Here is a 16,066-nt window from a genome sequence, read left to right as displayed (position 1 = left end):
TATGCGATCGAACCGACGGCACGCGCGTCCTCGGACAAAACCATTCGCATACAAGCGCCGCTGCATCAGTTCCACTGATGGGTTGCCCGCTCACCTTCGCCTCGCGACGATCGGTAAAGGAAACCCCGGCGAAGTCAATAACGCCAATACATCAAGCAAGACCAGTCAATCAGCGCAAGTAAAAAACCAGAAAGAACATCAGTCACAGAAAAGCGTCATCGCAATCCTCCTCAGCTCTTTTCGACAAGAGAACATGGAACAAAGCCAAACCAATTTTCAACAGCAACAAACACCGGAAAGAAGAAGACAACCAGCCATCTAAAAAAGAAGAAAACAAAAACCGATCCACCCTAATACAAGGCCGACGCCCACTCGAACACACTCCCGACATACATGTAAAATTCATTCCCGTTCATGTAAAACACGAAACACTCACGTAAGCTAGTCCGATAGGACAACAAAAGACGAAGAACCATAGACAACCAAACCAACTCAACAACTATCTGAGTGGATTGTTTAAGAAAAGGCGGTGTTTCGGTGAAAATCATCGGAAAATGGGTGGTTTTGACAGCCGGGAATCGAGCCGGAGCATGAAAACGGTCATTATAGGCTCCAGCGGCTTCCTCGACGTACTCAAAGCAAAGGTTCCCGCACGCATGTGGACACTGCCCACAGCCGACGATTTCACCGTGCAGACCATGTTCCTCGCATCAAACCCCGTGCCGACCGGCAACAAGGGGATCGTGTTCACGAACACTCCGGGCGACTGGATGAAGGTCGCCAAAGCCGGTTGGATCGTCTACTGGTGCAGCGTCGAACACAGTCAAAGGACGCCGATCGGCACGGTCGGACTGCCGGACTCATACGTGGACATGAGCGTCGCGACCTTCATCAAAACGTTCTGGAACATCCATGTCATCGACAAGCGCATCGTCCGAGACATGATCCTTGGAATCGAACGAACACTGGCACCATTGCTGCCGGTCACATCCAACACCGGAGGCGTCGGCAAGACAACATCATGCCAAAGGTTCGGTGACCGTGCTGCGGAACTAGGCTTGCACGTGCTTTTGGTCGACGGCAACATCAGACAATCCTCACAACGTTCGTTCTTCGACCCGCTATACGACAAGCCGGTGCGCACGATCGCCGACTGGCGTCCGGGCATGAGTCCGACACGGGGAGCGAACCCCGGACGAATGTTCAACATCAGATACGATGTCGCGTTCGCACCACCGGCCGGAGTGCTGGTCGACTGGCTGCACTACCGGAGGTATCTCGAGGAGGCGCGGAAGAAATGGGACTTCGTGATCCTTGACTTGGATCGCATCTCGGCCGACGACCTTGACGATCCCGACAGCATCGCGGGAGGACTTTTGACACCCTACGTGCTTGCCGGAGACCCATGCCTGGTGATCGTCAAAGCGGGACGGCAAACACAAGGCGACGCGATGAACCTGCTGTCGAAATTCCCCGAATGCGGTTTCCCGAAGGAACGCATCGGCATCAAGGACACGATCCCTGTCGGATTGGAATCCTATCAACAGTACGACTATTCACGCTACGGATTGTTCTTCGGAGCGGAACGGCAGACCATCGAAGCAGCGAACCATATCGCCAACGGCGACGTGCAATGGAAAGACCCTCAGCTCGATTACGTGCGCGAACGGATCCTCGACTGGGTGATGCCCGACATGGGATTCAATTCGGAAGCATACAAACCGAAGCCGAAAAGAAAAGGATGGTTCAAGTGACGATCATCAACCCCGACGACCAATCGTTATGGATGATGGGCAGCGACGTGGAATGGGTGCGCGGCGACTACGTGCAGGCGTTCCAACATCCTGGACTGCTGGCGAAGGACAATCCGTGGCTCGTGCCGAACAGACTGTTCGCGGAAACCATGATCCGCAGCAACAAGGAGGCCGTCACCGCGATCCTCGGCTCGCTGATCTCATGGCGCGTATGCACCGTCGACCAACTGCAAGCCGGGCTGGCGGTAGCGCCGGTACCCGAGTTCGACCGGTATGAGCCGAACCTGTACGGCGCGTTATGCAGGGTCGGCGCGATCAACATTGGCTTCAACCCGCGTGAACGGTTCGAACATATCACCATCCCGCACGTATGGCTGAGCGTCGGATACAAGAAGAAACTCGTGTCCGACGCATTGAAACTGTTCAACGGCGACCGGTGGTTGAAGGACATGCTCGCCAACGGCAAACTCACTTCCGTGCATATCCACGCGCGACACAACACGTATGCGGCGCACGTCGGATTGGCGTTCACCGCGAACCCGCATACGAGGATCACCGGGGGAGACGGGTGGGGAGCATTGACTTCGATCGACGCGCAGTCGGTGTCCGAAAGCGGCATCGACAAACTGTGCGCGACCGATCTCGTCACATTGCTCGACAACAACGTGCTCGCCGGCATCGAAGTGCAAAGCAGCACCACGAACGTCGAAAAGAAAATGAAGAACTGGTCGCGTATGCTCGCCTATTCGCCGATGCGACGACGCGGTTTGGTATGCGTCTGGCTGTTCATCCGCAATCAGAAGGACGGGAAATATCCGAGCGTCACACCGATCTTGGAACGCGCCTCGCAATTCGATGAGATGATGGTCGGCACTCCGAGCGTCGCGCAACGATCCGGTTTCGCATATTGGGAGGAATGGTTCAACCCTGATGGAAGTCCGACCGAACGGTTCGGCGAATACACGGATCTGACCAAGAACCGTCGCAGCCTGTTCGACCCGAATTGGAAACAGTACGCGCCCACCGTCCGCCCGTTGAGCGTATTGGATGAATGGGGTTGGCAGGTGATGCGCGATTCGATCAGACGTGAATGGGGTTGGGACGTGAGCATGTGGACCATGCCCAACGCTTATCGCGGAGGCTTCTACGGTTTCACCGGGCTGAGGGAGGGAGCATCGAAATGACATCATCACAGGAAACATTCGAACAGGCGCAGCAACGTTTGGAAGAGGCGAAACGCGAACGTGCGAGAGCATTGCAACAGGTCAATGACCTATGCGAAACGGGGCGGCGATCATTGGTCATCCCGTTCCTCATGGCGAACATGCAACGCAAACCCGAGTTGAAGAAAATCCGTTTATGGCAGTTGGATGCGATCATCTTCCACACGTCACGTGACCGGGCGTTGAAACTCATCCGCAAAACACGGGAGACGATCCACGATCAGTCGCCGATCAAAGACGGGTATGCGACGTTGGGTTGGGCGACGGAAAGCCAAGAGAAAACCGTGCGCATGACCACATGGCTGTATCAGCTTCTCGAACGGGAAAAACTCGCGAAATTCACCGTTCCCGACGGTTTCCCCTACACGCTGCTGTACGACTTGACTCAAACAACGGACAACAATAATGAGAAAGGAGCGTTCCGAAAATGAGACGACAATGGTTCGCGATCACCAGATCATTGCAGGAGATCGACACCGACACGTTACGCGAACGCAGCGGCAACATTCCCTCGAAACTCGACGGGACGACCATGCTATTGGTCAAACAAGGCACACAGCCTGTACGCGAATACATCTACGGCAACGAGGATGATCTGAAAAGCGCAGGCGACCTTGCCGGTTTCTCGATCGCCCCGCTCTCCGACGATCAGGACGAACCGGAACTGCCGGACGGCATCGACAGGATGGCACACCCGCTGGTTCCTTGGCGCGCCAGATTGAACTCGCAAAGCAACATGGAACGGCTCAGAACAAATCTCGCCGGAATGCGGGACAGCATCGAAACGCTGATGCCCCCGGACAGTTACGTGTCCTTCACGCTCAGAAAGCAAGGGTATTTCGAGCAGATGCGTATCCGCAACTGGATCTCCGACGAGCATGCGACCGTCGAAGACGACAATGAACTCGCGCAGAAGAACACCATGTGCATGAGGATCAGCGCCGGTTGCGCGGACGGGCGATTAAGCAAGAGCCTTGCGAAGGATGTCGGGTCGGCGGCCTTCTATCTCATGTCCGAAATGGACGCGCATACAAGCCATCCACGATTCGGCATGTTTCTCTCCGGCATCATATCCATCCTGTTGACGAGCATCGCCATACTGGTGTCCCCGCTGCCCTTCTTCATTCCCCAAACCCATTCCGGCGTGCTCATTCCGATGCTCGCCGTCGCAGTCGTCACCGCGCTCACTGTATTGATCTCACGCATACCGATCGTCTCGTTCATGCAACCGTCACAGATCATAAGCATCGGATCATGCGCACTGGCGTATCTTCTGATGTTGATGCTGCCAATCCCAAGCTGGCTGATCATCCCATGCATCCTGTTCACCGCATACGCGGGTTTCCGATGGTCGCAATGGACCGTCTGGGATGACATCATGCAAAAGCCGCGACGCTATTACGCGTTCTCCTCGAACAGGAACGCCACCGATTCCGACAAGGAAACCAAACTCGGAGCGCGGGACAACCGTCCCGTCGTCTCCGGCTACGGCACTCAGAGAACCACATTGATCATCTCCCCGGCACGCATCACCGCACTGTACACGCCATTGCAATCAGCGGGCGCACGAACCCAAGGATCACATCCGGTACCCGACACGTTAAGCTCTTCCGGCGTGTATCTCGGAGATGACGAGACCGGCCGACACTGCTATCTGCGACCGGATCAACTGTACGGCGGAATCGCGATCAGCGGCGAAGCCGGCTCCGGCAAAACGGTCCTCACGCATGGCATCGCGCAATGGGCCGTCACCGCACGTGAACACACTTCGGAGAAAATCTGGGGAGCGGATTCACGGCTCATCATGTTCTGGATGAAGGATGACACCGGAGTCGGAAACCTAGCCGAATACCGTAGCGAACACGGCATCACCACTCCACAACGCGTCATCTACGTGGCCGACCCCAGCAGCAGGGGCATCGACATGCTCGGCATCCGCGACGGGAAGAACGCGAAGGACACGGCGGTATCCATCGCCGCAACCATGCAATACTCGTTCGAACAAGGCGACATCCTGAACGACTCGTTGAACATCATCACCCAAGCCATGACCATCGGCGTCACCGCGACACGGTTCTCGTTCAAACATCCCGGCGTCATCGTGGACCGATGCCATCAGCTCGAACAGCAGTTCTTCGGCGCGGGCCAGCTCAAGGAACAGCAGAGTCCGATCGGCTGGGCGACCGTCGCATTATGCGGTTCCGACGGTCAGATCGGATCGGCTCGAGCATTGGGTCAGGTGCTTCGCGCATTGGCATTGGAATACGCGGGAACGGAATTCGAAGAGGACCTGACCTTATCAAGCCAAGCCGCCGAACAACTGTACGGGCGTCCCGACCAGAACGGGCGTGCCGCCAGAAGCGACCGGGACATCCTGCAACGCACCAACGCCTCCCTGAACAAGGTGAACCAGTTCCTTCCCATCGAACACGTGTTCACGTTAAAGAGAGCCAACGCCACATGGGCGAAGATACTGAACAACCCCGGCGACTATCACATCGTGCTTTCCGAACACGACGGTCACTCGTTGCCTGAACGAATGGACAAGATCCTCGGGGCATGGCTGTTGTACCGGTTGTGGAACACGATCGCGGCGAACTGCAAAGGCTGGTTGAACGAAGGCAAGCATACGATGCTGATCTGCGACGAGCTGAGCATGCTCGCCAACGGCAACGACGACATTCTTCAGAAGATGAGGGAACAGGGACGATCGTTCGGCCTGATGCTCGTGTTCGCAACCCAGTATCCGAAGCAGTTGTCTCCGATCCTGTTGGATTCGTTCATGGGATATTCGACGTTCATCTCCTACAGCACGATGAACAACGAGATCGCGCAACTGGTCGCGAACCGGCTCACCGACGCGGCGGGCGAGGACGGTTGGACTCCGGCCGCGATCATGAATCTGCCGAAATACACGGCTGCGGTGAGAAGCCGCACGCAGGATCAGTTGCAACCGTCGTTCCTTGTGAAGATCCATAATTTCGACGACTGACGGTCACTCCTATATATAGGGTCGGATTCCATACGGATCCGACCCTATTTCTGTTTTCCGATCTTCCAATCCGACCGGGCGAACCGGGTAAACCGACGATACAATAGGCAACCGCAGGAGGGTTCCATCGGAGAGACAACCGAAGGGAACTCGGATGGAAACTGAAATCACACTCGCGGCCAGCGACATGGTGGGGTCATACCATAAGCTGACCGACGGCATTTGGGGAAGCCCGGCCGGCACGGTGATCACCACCTTGTGCGCCATCGCCGCCGTCATCCTCCTCATCTGCCTGATCATCGCCGGAATCTTCAAAGGCATCGGACACAACAACCAGATGGTTTCAAGATTCTGCCCGGACGTTAAACGCGTCCTCATCATCCTGCTCGTATGCTTCTTCCTCGCAGGACCGACCATCGTCTTCCCGATCCTGTTGAAGGTCCTCGACTGGTTCATCAACGCGTTCGGCAACACCACCATCAACCTGCTGAACGTCTGACCAATCATCCGACCCGTAGAAGAGGCGACGATGAGCGAACCTGAACTATTGCATCCACGCGAAACGATGGATGACATCACCGAGGTCAGCAGTAGCGAGCAGATCGAACGGAAGAACACGTTCATGCTGACGAAAAACACCGAAGCACGTTCCAGAACCGTGTTCAGCGTGATCGGAGGCGGCGTGGTGGGGCTTGTCTGCTGCGTCATCGTCGCCTCCCTTTTCGGTGGCGGCACCTTGGGATGGGCGATCGGTTCGGCGTTCATCCTCGCAGGCATGGTATTGGCCCCGTTCCTCCTCGTGGGAACCATCAAGGACCGAACCCAGCAGGCACGTTGGAAACGACTCTACGAAAACCTCCAAAGCCGCAAGATCGAAGGCCAAGTGTTCTACCCGAACAGCACGCACCCCGAAAACATCGTGGACTTCAAGGAAATGGAAGTACGATAATGAGATCAACCACCGCAATCTCAAAACCGGTAGAGAAAACCAATCGCAAGAATCTCCTGATTATCGTCTTCCTGATCACCGTGATCTCCCTGCTGGCATTCACGCCACCGGCATCGGCGAACATCGAACCGGGAGGTGCGGCCGGAGCAGCCTCGGCGGCCGACTGGTGCGCGGTGCGAAACACCACCGACGCATCCAGAACCGACTATTCGACCTGTCTGCCCGCAGGACGTTGGGCGAGCCTCATCGGCAACATCAGCTACCGTAACGAACCATCGCCAAAAGACCCGTTGGGAAGCATCGGCAACCTGTTCAACATGGCGGCACGAGTCACCAGCAACTCGATCCCGAACATGTTCATGCAGGTCACGCAAATCTTCTGGTCAAGCACACTGGCGTTAAGCCAGTTCGCAGCGACCTTCGACCCGTTGGATATCGCCGGGTCGAGAATAGATGAAGCCGTGGCGACGTTGATCAACGGCGATGGAAAAGACAACTCAGGGATCATGCAGGGGAGTATCCCCGCCGCACTGGTCGTGCTCGCCATCCTGAGTCTGGTCGCGGCGGCCGGCTTCGAAATCGGCACCGTGAAGGAAGCCAGCAAACGACTCTTCGCCACCGTCCTCTGTCTGGCGGTACTCATCGCATTGGGAACCGGAGCCGCCAACACAGGCAAAAACGCGAGCGCTCCCGCCGTTGGCAGTCCATGGTGGGTGATGCGTACCATGAATTCGACGATCAACAAGTTGACGGTCAATTTGAATTTGGATGGGATTAACAATACTTCGGCGATGATGGCGTATGACAATCCGATTGGCGCGACGGCGAGTTGTCAGGATTATCTTGCGGCGATGCATGCTCAGTATGATACGAATCCGAACAGTGAGAACAGTACGTCGAATGTGACCAAGGCGGTGAACCGGTTGTGGGAGGAGACCGCGTTGCGTAGTTGGGTTACCATGCAGTATGGGAATCCGCAGGCGGGTGGGAACACTTCGGTGCAGGTCGCGTCGAATGCGCGTATGGCGTATTGTCATGTGCTTGATATGAAGGCCAATACGAATCCGGAGGTTCAGGCGAGTCTGACCAATGAGGAGTTTGGTCTGTCGGGTGATTCGGTCATTGACACTCGTACGGCGAATTGGATTTTTGATGAGTCCGGGTGGATTTCCACGTTGCATAGTCTGGTGGACGATGGGGATTCCACTGATGATCGTGATGATACGATCATGCAGGATCGTGCCGCGATCTTTTGGGAGACGTGTACTGCGACCGGTGGGAGTATAAGGTCGAGGGATGCGTGGGCGCAGCTTATCAACAATATGGGGGATAAGGAGACTCACGCCATATATAACGGTACTCGTAAGATTCGTGTGGCGAACAATAGTGAGGATTCCGCGAAGAGTCTCCAGCGCGCGCGTCCTACTCATGGTGATGAGAATCTTATGATCTCCAATGCGGAGAATCCGCATGCGGCCATCACCACCTTGTGTCAGTCGGTGTTGCAATCCGATCTCGCCAATCATAACGGCATCTTCCACAGGGATTTGTATGGGCCGGATCCGGACGTGTCCAATCCGAAAAAGAGCACGAAAGGTTTCAACGATACGAATCTGGGTGACGCCGCGACGTTGGGTTGGCGTTTCGACATTCCGAACGTCGGCGGCACGTGGAGTGAAGCAAACCTCGGCAATCTGAGCGACAGTCGTACGAATCTGGGTGCGATGAAAACGACCATCGACTACATGTACGGCAATTCGTCGCCGGATTGGATCGGAGGATTGGGGTCCAGCATCGGCGGGTTCTGCTGCATGATCGTGTTCGGCCTGCTCAGCATCATCCTCATCGTCGCCAAGCTCATGTTCTCGATCATGGGACTGCTATTGGTCGTCGCGTTCCTGTTCCGGGCCGTGCCGGTGGGCGACAAGCCGAAGAAAGTGCTCGTCAACTGGGTGAAATACACGGCGAACCTCGGTCTGACCGGAATGCTGTACGGCGCGTTGGCGACGTTGGCGACGTTCATCTGCTCCATCATCCTGAACTTCTGCAGCGGCATGGCGAGTTCACTGACCTACAACATCCTCGCAGGAATGAGTCCCGTGTTCGCATTGCTCATCATCGGCCTGTTCTGTTCCAAGGTCGCGCACGTCGGCAACCCGTTCAGCCTTCACGCCATGATGGACATGGCAGGCGGCGGATCCTTGGTGTCCGGACTGCAACACGGCATGTTCATGATCAATCAGGCGCGACGCAACTCGTTCTTCCGCAACAACAAGCTCGGCCGTGGTCGGCACAATGCGGAGACCCGCCAGTCCAGCCATCCCGGAACGATCACGGTCGGCAACGGGACCGCGACGGAAAGCCAGCAGATTCTCGAACACTCCGCCGACACGTTCTCCTCCCTCGCATCCAAGCCGGGCACGACGAAGAGCGCAGGTGGCAAACCGTCGTTCGCCGACCGGTGGAGCCAACATGATCCGAACACGTTCCGTGGGGAGATGGCCGCGACCGGACGTGCCCAAAAGACCGCCCAGCATTTCTCCAGAGCGGCGTCCGACTTCCACACCCTTACGTCGAAGACAACCGATCTCACCCGCAAATACGCGGCCCGATACGTCGCGAAGCATCCGCATGCGAGCTTGGAAAAGATCAACGGGTATGCGAAACGACGCCAACTGATGCACCAGCTCACCTCCAGACCCGGAGCCGCCCTGCACATGGTCGGAGCGGGAGTCGCAGGAGCCGGAAGCTTCGTCGGCGGCGCGCTCCTCTCCCAAAGCGGACGCGACATCGCCAAACGAGGCGCGAAGATGATCGCCACCGCCGGCATGGGAGCCGTCATGCTGTCCAATCCGATCACCGCCCCATTGGGCATGATGGCGTTGGGCAAATTCGCCACGAGCCGCGACACATGGCATGCGGCCCGAATGGGATTGCATTACGGCAAGGACGGCATTCAACAACTGGGACGACTGGCGAAATCCGGTGGCAAAGCCGTCATCGACCACGCCACCGGTGCGGCGTATCTGGATCAGACCAATCTCAGCGCCAACCCGGACAATCCGTTCCAACTGACGACCTACGATCCGGCAACGGACGAACTCCTGTTCAAGGATGGGGATCAACAGGAACTCAGCGACTTCGGCACTTCGCTCGAGGAAAAGCTGCTCGACGATCGGAGGGCGCAGCTCAAAGCCCAAAACCTGTCGGACGAGGAGATCAACCGTCAACTGGGCGAATACCGTGGTTCGCAGGAGTTCTGGAACGACACGTTCACCGCAGCACGCAAAGCCGCCGATGTCGCGAACGGGAACTTCGGGGAATACTGGCAGTCCCAGTCGGTCGCGGACGTGGACACGGTGGTAGACCCGCAGACCGGAACCGTAGTGGAGGGAGCCACGTTCAACCGCATGTACGATCAGGACGGCAACCTGAACGAAAACGGGAAGGCCGCCATGTGGGAAGCCCGAAACTATGCGGCGAACCAGTACAAGATCGACCATCCGGAAGCCACGTGGAGCGAGATCGCCGAATACATGGATCAGCATCCCGAAATCTACGCGGACAAGGCGAAGGAACTGTTCGAACAGGATCACGGCTACGCGGGAACTGCAGCCAATCCGATCACCCAAGAGATCCCCAAGGTCGGACCGGCGGCGAAACCTTCCGAGAACCCGATGGACAAGACAACGCCATTACCAATGGTGGACGACGGGCAGCCCACCCAAACCATCGGCGGAGAGGAGACCACCCGCATCCCATCCACTACGGTTCAACCCGGAACACCGGTGCGGACAGGCAGCCCTGTGGGAAGAATCGCGTCCAGCACCACCGGTTCCGTTCCGACAACTCCGGACTGGCTGTCGAACACCCCGGAGGGACAGAACCTGTACCGTAGCGCCGAACAGCTCTACCGCGAACAGGGTCATCAGCGAGGCTATACGGACGAGCAGATCGACCGGTATCTGACCGATCCGAAGATCCAATCCCAACTCAAGCAGAACGCGTTGAAACTGCACGGACAGCCCACCCAGCCGACCCAGACGGCGGACAAGCCAGTATCGTTCACGCCTCGGCATTCGGACGGGAATCAAAGCAACAGTCGCAACACCGGTTCGTCAACCGGTCAAAACAAAGGAACGGAGATGAACGATGCCAACTGAAGTCGTAGATGGAGCAACCCAACAGGGCACGCAGACCGGCAATGATTTCCTCAGCGTATTGGGCGCATGGATATTCACGCCGACCGGAGCCATCCTCACCCTACTTTTGATCCTGATCGGCGGCGCATACGGTGTGCTGAACGTCATGGGTCAGACGATCAGATGGCTGGGTATCGCCGCGAAGGTCGTCGCGTTCCTCCTGTTCTTCTGGATCGTCGGCGGCATCCTCGAAGCATGGGGCATTCCGATCAGGGAATGGGTGAGATCGTTGGCTACTCAGATGCCGGACATCGGATCACTGCTGTTGCAGTTCTTCGAACGGCTGATCTTCACTGCCGGCTGATCCTACGCACCTCAACCGAAACCAGCATCAGGGTTCTTTTCTTCTACGGTTTTTCGGAACCGGAGAAGAAAAGAACCCTGACTTATCAGTGGGAAACCTTCACTCATTTTTTCCATCCGAAAATAGCGGATTTGGTATTCCCGACCGCGTGTCGCCCAGTAAGCTGGACAACAGGCGAAAGAATGGGAGACCGCCGACAGTCCACACGACGGCTCCCATCGACTGATGACACAAGGAGATACCCATGTCCAAAACAAGGGTGATTGCGATAGCCGACGTGAAAGGAGGTGTCGGCAAGACGACCACCACGATGAATCTGGCCGGATTGCTCGCACGCCGAGGCAACAAGGTCACCGTCCTCGACACCGACAACACCGGCGGCTCACTGCTGTGGGACAGCTACGTGCGCAACCAGAACAAGCAGATGCAGGAGGAGGCAGCGAGGAACGGCACGACCGTCCCGGAATACACGCTGGGATTCGACGTGGTGCCGGCGACCGAAGCGTATCTCAAGATCGGCGAGTTCCGCAACCGTTACGAGGGATATGTGTTCATCGACACCCCGCCGTCCGACACGGATACGATCAGAACGGCCATAGAGGTGGCCGACGTGACCATCATCCCATGCCAGCCGTCCGTGTCCGACGTGACCCATGCCGGCAAGACCTACAGTTGGTGCCCTCCCGGACGCGGACTGGTGCTTCTGACCCGGTACAAGAGCCGGACGAAACTGGCCGATGCGGCGGTGGCATCGCTGGACAGTCAGGGCGTACCACGGTTCGATACCGTGATCCGAGAACGCGAGTTCATCAAAAGCCTGTACGGCACCAACCGTCTTGACATGCAGGATTACGATTCCGTCGCGACGGAGCTGGTGAAATACATGGATCAATTGGAGGAGGTCGAGTCCATTGGTTAAGAACAATCCGCTGATGAGCAACGCGTTCGCGGTCGGTCTGAGGGATAAAAGGGACATGAGCATGAACAAGCAGCCCGACCCGATGGAGGAGACCCGAGAAACGAAACCATCCGAACCGAACGTGGACGAGACCACGGTTCAGACGACCGTTCCGGGAACCCCGACCATCGTTCCGGCCGAACAGGCTGAGGAACATACGGTAGAGGAGCAGCCGCAGCCGGAGCCGATTCGGGCGGAACCACAACTTCCCGGGGAAACCCCCGTCGTGGAACCAGACGAGCAGACGCAGGAGCAGCGGAACCCGGCGGCCGAAACCGTACAACCGAAGGAGGAGCCGGAACCGGACAAACCGGAGACTACCGAAACGGAGACCCCTTCGGAGGAATCAGCCGCGCCGGAGATCGTCCCCGCCGCGTATCTGGTCATCAACCGGAAAACCAGCCTCAACCTGTCGGATAGCATCTGGGACGCGTGGAAGATCGCCGCGACCCGACTGCACTCCAGCCAGTCGGCCCTGTTGAACTATCTGATCTACATGGCCGAAAAGGACGGGTGGAACGTGGATCGGGAGATTCTGGACACGTTCAACTCCTGCTTCAAACGAGCACGCTAAAAACGACAAAAGCGGCCGCTGTTTTCCCGGTGGCCGCTTTTTCGACCCGGCCGACCGTATACCGTAAGGACTACGACAGTCCGCACAATCGGGGAAACGGAGGCTGGGCCTTGGCGAAAAAAACCAAACAGAAAAACGATGCGACGGCTTCGACCCTGTTCGACGAAAACGAACGCAAACAGAACACCGAATACATCGCTTGGAAAGCCGCGTTGAAGAACACGCGGAAATGGAAGATCCTGATCAGCCTCTTCCTCATCATCGGCTTCGTCAGTCCGATCATCGCCATCCGCTCCTACAACAGCCTCGTGGACGTGGCCCAGACGTTAGGCGAACTCTACAAGGAGCAGGCGGCGGACAAGCCGGGACGGCAGGCGGCGTTGGAGGCGGTCAACAGTTGGCTGAACTCGACCAGCGACACCCCGTTCCCGTCGGGCGTTGCGAACATCTGGTGGGACGGTGCTGAAAAGGTCAGCGAACCGGCCGACACGTCATCCGACTCCACTACCTATTGGAGCCATCATCTGTCGTTCACGGATTTGAGCGACGGCAGCACTCGAGACGTGACCCAACTGGTGTCCGTGTCCGGTAGCATCGCCACGCCGGTCGGTGAACCCACGATCCTACCGAAGTCCGTAAGCTCGAACACCAGTCAGAAAACCTATACGCCCGATGCCTATCCTAGAATCGACCAGTCGGAAAGCCTGACCAACGTGGTGTCCGCATGGGCCAAAGCATACGTCGGCAAGGACGTGAACGCGTTCACGGTGCTGATCGGCGACCCCAATTCGGAGCACGCCTACCAGCCCGCGATGATCGGCACCTATAAGAGCGCGTCGATCAACTGGCTCGTCCAATGCGACAAGGACGGGAATCCCGTCGACAAGAACAAGAAGACGAACGACCCTGATTATGGTGCCGCATCGTTGACCATCTCGTTTACCCCTTATGCGAAGAAGACCGATCAGACGGATCAGGGGGCGGATGCGAACGCCATCACCTCGCCGGGATCGTCCCGGATGAACATCACGGTTCTGATCAAAACACCGGCGAAGGGTGATGCGAAGATCGTGGACTGGGGGGCGGACGGTGCCATCGGCACGTTGAAACCGTACGCCAACGCGCTCAGCAAGACGCTACTGTCCTCAGACTCCTCGTCCACGGACGAGTCAGCCTCATCTGACTCCTCGTCATCGGACTCCACGGCCACGCAGGATACGACGACGCAGGACTCCAAGCAAAGCGATTCCGGCGTCGTGGACGATCCGAACGCGGGCAAATAGAAAGGAACCATCCCATGAGCAAGAACGACAGACCCGATGAAGGCGCATGGTTCGCGAAATTCATCGGAGACAACAGCGGACTGATCGGGGCGATCGTCATCGTCCTGTTTGTCGGCGCGTTGATATGGTCGATCATCCAATCGATCCTGTGAGGAGGGGAGAACATTGGCGAAGAAACATTCGGGAATCACCGTGGCCGGGTGCATCACCGGCATCGTAGTCGTGGTCCTTGCCAGTACCGTGGCGGTCGAAACCGGTGTCTATGCGAGAATCGCACCGTACCTTGGATTGCAGCCGATCTACTCGCTGTCCGGATTGATGCCGACCGAACAGGACATGCGGAAGAACAATCTGGGATTGAACCTCAGCAAACCGACCACGCCCGAGACCGGAAGCGTCACCGCGCCGACGACGGGAACCGGCACGGGAGCTACGATCGGTGGAACCGATGACGGCAAGGAACAGGCGAAGAGCAGCGGGGACACGACCGACAACACCGGGCAGGAATCGGAGGCGACAACCCAGCCCGCCGCAGCCTCCGGCCCGTACAGCGTGTCAGAGGCGTTGAAGAAGGCGGAATCGTTCAAAACGGCCGACCCGCATCCCACCGGATACGATCGCGCCAACCAGTTCGGCACATGGCAGAACAGCACGCAACTGTGCGGCTACGGCACGACCCGAGACCTGATTCTGAAACGCGACATGACGAACGTGGTCATGGACTCGAATTGCCACGTCCAATCCGGCACGTTCAACGACCCGTATACGGGCAAGACGATCAAATTCCAACGAGATCAGTATTCCGGTAGCCGCAAGGTGTCCGGAGACAGTTCCGCAGTACAGATCGACCATGTGGTCGCCTTGCAGGACGCGTGGGCGTCCGGCCTGTGGAAGGAGAGCCGCAAGACGGATCGGGTGAAGTACGCGAACGATCCGGACGTGCTGTTGGCGTCCGACGGGACGGCGAACAATACGAAGAGCATGGGAGTCAACCTGTATTCGGCCGGCGTCGCCAAGTCGAACAACAATCGGGGTCGTGAGTTGAAATGGCTGAACTCGACGCCGAGCGTGTGGCTGCCGGACAACACGTCGTATGATTGCGCGTACATGGCGAAGCGCGTGTACATCAAGACCAAGTGGAATCTGACGATGAGCAGTTGGGAGAAGAACGAGACTGTCGCTTTTCTGAAGCAGTGCGCGGCTAACTGACCGTTTCTGGGAATTTCCTGATATTTTCCGCTTCGCGCGGTTTCGGCGTGTCGTATCGCCTATCGTGTGAGGTGAACGGTCGGACAGGGTTCCGGTCCGCTCATAATTGAATGAAATTGATTGAGTGGTTTCTCTTTCGGTTTCTCCTTGTGGCCCCGGCTGTGTGTGGACGATTTTTTACAGCCGGGGCTTTTTCATACCCAACACATTATGTTATACTGAAAATGTCCACATATTACAGTCGAAGAGAGAACACGGAAATGACCAACACCTACGCCACCCTCGAACACCAGATCAGCCTCCACGACAATCACGAAGCCGAACTGGCAGACGACTACGACAAGCGACTCCACGAAGCCCAAACCCAAGGCCAACTCGTCCTCCTGCCCGAAGCCGACCCAAACGACCTCGACAGCTACATGGCATGGCCTCCCCAATACAAGCCGAGCATCGACTACTGTTCGCACGGCGACCTCACATGGCCCGGCGTCAACACCGGCATGACCTACCATGATCGCGGCGACGGCATGTGGGAACCCTGCTCCGACGACCCGGACTACGAGACGTACGTCAAGGAACACGGCGACCGGTTGTTTCCAGCCAACTTCTAACCAAAGG

14 protein-coding genes are annotated in these 16,066 nt (G+C 57.3%); all 14 read left to right on the top strand.

Annotated elements, in window-relative coordinates:
• The first annotated feature begins 590 nt into the window (after positions 1–590).
• Positions 591–1,754: a cobalamin biosynthesis protein CobQ gene (locus tag JS541_RS09930; protein WP_214374302.1), complete on the top strand. Its 1,164-nt coding sequence runs from the start codon at positions 591–593 to the stop codon at positions 1,752–1,754.
• Entirely contained in the window at positions 1,751–2,938 is a 1,188-nt protein-coding gene (locus JS541_RS09925; RefSeq protein ID WP_214374301.1) for a hypothetical protein, read from the top strand. Before JS541_RS09930 ends, JS541_RS09925 begins: the two co-directional genes overlap by 4 nt.
• Positions 2,935–3,408: a hypothetical protein gene (locus tag JS541_RS09920; protein WP_214374300.1), complete on the top strand. Its 474-nt coding sequence runs from the start codon at positions 2,935–2,937 to the stop codon at positions 3,406–3,408. Before JS541_RS09925 ends, JS541_RS09920 begins: the two co-directional genes overlap by 4 nt.
• Positions 3,405–5,969 (top strand): type IV secretory system conjugative DNA transfer family protein, encoded by a 2,565-nt coding sequence (locus JS541_RS09915; protein WP_214374299.1) that lies wholly within the window; start codon positions 3,405–3,407, stop codon positions 5,967–5,969. The genes JS541_RS09920 and JS541_RS09915 overlap by 4 nt, the downstream gene beginning before the upstream one ends.
• Before the next feature lie 154 nt (positions 5,970–6,123).
• Positions 6,124–6,468, top strand: coding sequence for a hypothetical protein (locus JS541_RS09910; protein WP_214374298.1), 345 nt, complete (start codon positions 6,124–6,126; stop codon positions 6,466–6,468).
• 30 nt (positions 6,469–6,498) lie between these two features.
• Positions 6,499–6,918: a hypothetical protein gene (locus tag JS541_RS09905; RefSeq protein ID WP_240539322.1), complete on the top strand. Its 420-nt coding sequence runs from the start codon at positions 6,499–6,501 to the stop codon at positions 6,916–6,918.
• Positions 6,918–11,081 (top strand): type IV secretion system protein, encoded by a 4,164-nt coding sequence (locus JS541_RS09900; RefSeq protein ID WP_214374297.1) that lies wholly within the window; start codon positions 6,918–6,920, stop codon positions 11,079–11,081. The genes JS541_RS09905 and JS541_RS09900 overlap by 1 nt, the downstream gene beginning before the upstream one ends.
• Positions 11,071–11,424: a hypothetical protein gene (locus JS541_RS09895; protein ID WP_214374296.1), complete on the top strand. Its 354-nt coding sequence runs from the start codon at positions 11,071–11,073 to the stop codon at positions 11,422–11,424. Before JS541_RS09900 ends, JS541_RS09895 begins: the two co-directional genes overlap by 11 nt.
• Before the next feature lie 244 nt (positions 11,425–11,668).
• On the top strand, positions 11,669–12,343 hold the full coding sequence (locus JS541_RS09890) for a ParA family protein (protein WP_214374295.1): 675 nt from the start codon (positions 11,669–11,671) through the stop codon (positions 12,341–12,343).
• Complete coding sequence (locus JS541_RS09885; protein WP_214374294.1) at positions 12,336–12,956, top strand: hypothetical protein; 621 nt, start codon at positions 12,336–12,338, stop codon at positions 12,954–12,956. Before JS541_RS09890 ends, JS541_RS09885 begins: the two co-directional genes overlap by 8 nt.
• A gap of 110 nt (positions 12,957–13,066) precedes the next feature.
• Positions 13,067–14,239, top strand: coding sequence for a hypothetical protein (locus tag JS541_RS09880; protein ID WP_214374293.1), 1,173 nt, complete (start codon positions 13,067–13,069; stop codon positions 14,237–14,239).
• Between the two features lie 14 nt (positions 14,240–14,253).
• Positions 14,254–14,391 carry a hypothetical protein gene (locus tag JS541_RS09875; protein ID WP_214374292.1) on the top strand — a complete coding sequence of 46 codons (138 nt, stop codon included), beginning with the start codon at positions 14,254–14,256 and terminating at the stop codon, positions 14,389–14,391.
• Positions 14,392–14,404: 13 nt separating this feature from the next.
• Positions 14,405–15,448, top strand: coding sequence for a DUF1524 domain-containing protein (locus JS541_RS09870; RefSeq protein WP_214374291.1), 1,044 nt, complete (start codon positions 14,405–14,407; stop codon positions 15,446–15,448).
• A gap of 260 nt (positions 15,449–15,708) precedes the next feature.
• Positions 15,709–16,059 carry a hypothetical protein gene (locus JS541_RS09865; RefSeq protein WP_240539321.1) on the top strand — a complete coding sequence of 117 codons (351 nt, stop codon included), beginning with the start codon at positions 15,709–15,711 and terminating at the stop codon, positions 16,057–16,059.
• The last annotated feature ends 7 nt before the right edge of the window (positions 16,060–16,066 follow it).

It is taken from the genome of Bifidobacterium sp. SO1, from assembly GCF_018555335.1.
Taxonomy (GTDB): domain Bacteria; phylum Actinomycetota; class Actinomycetes; order Actinomycetales; family Bifidobacteriaceae; genus Bifidobacterium; species Bifidobacterium simiiventris.
The sequence above is the reverse complement of the archived record's forward strand: the minus strand, read 5'-3'. Positions and strand labels throughout refer to the sequence as shown.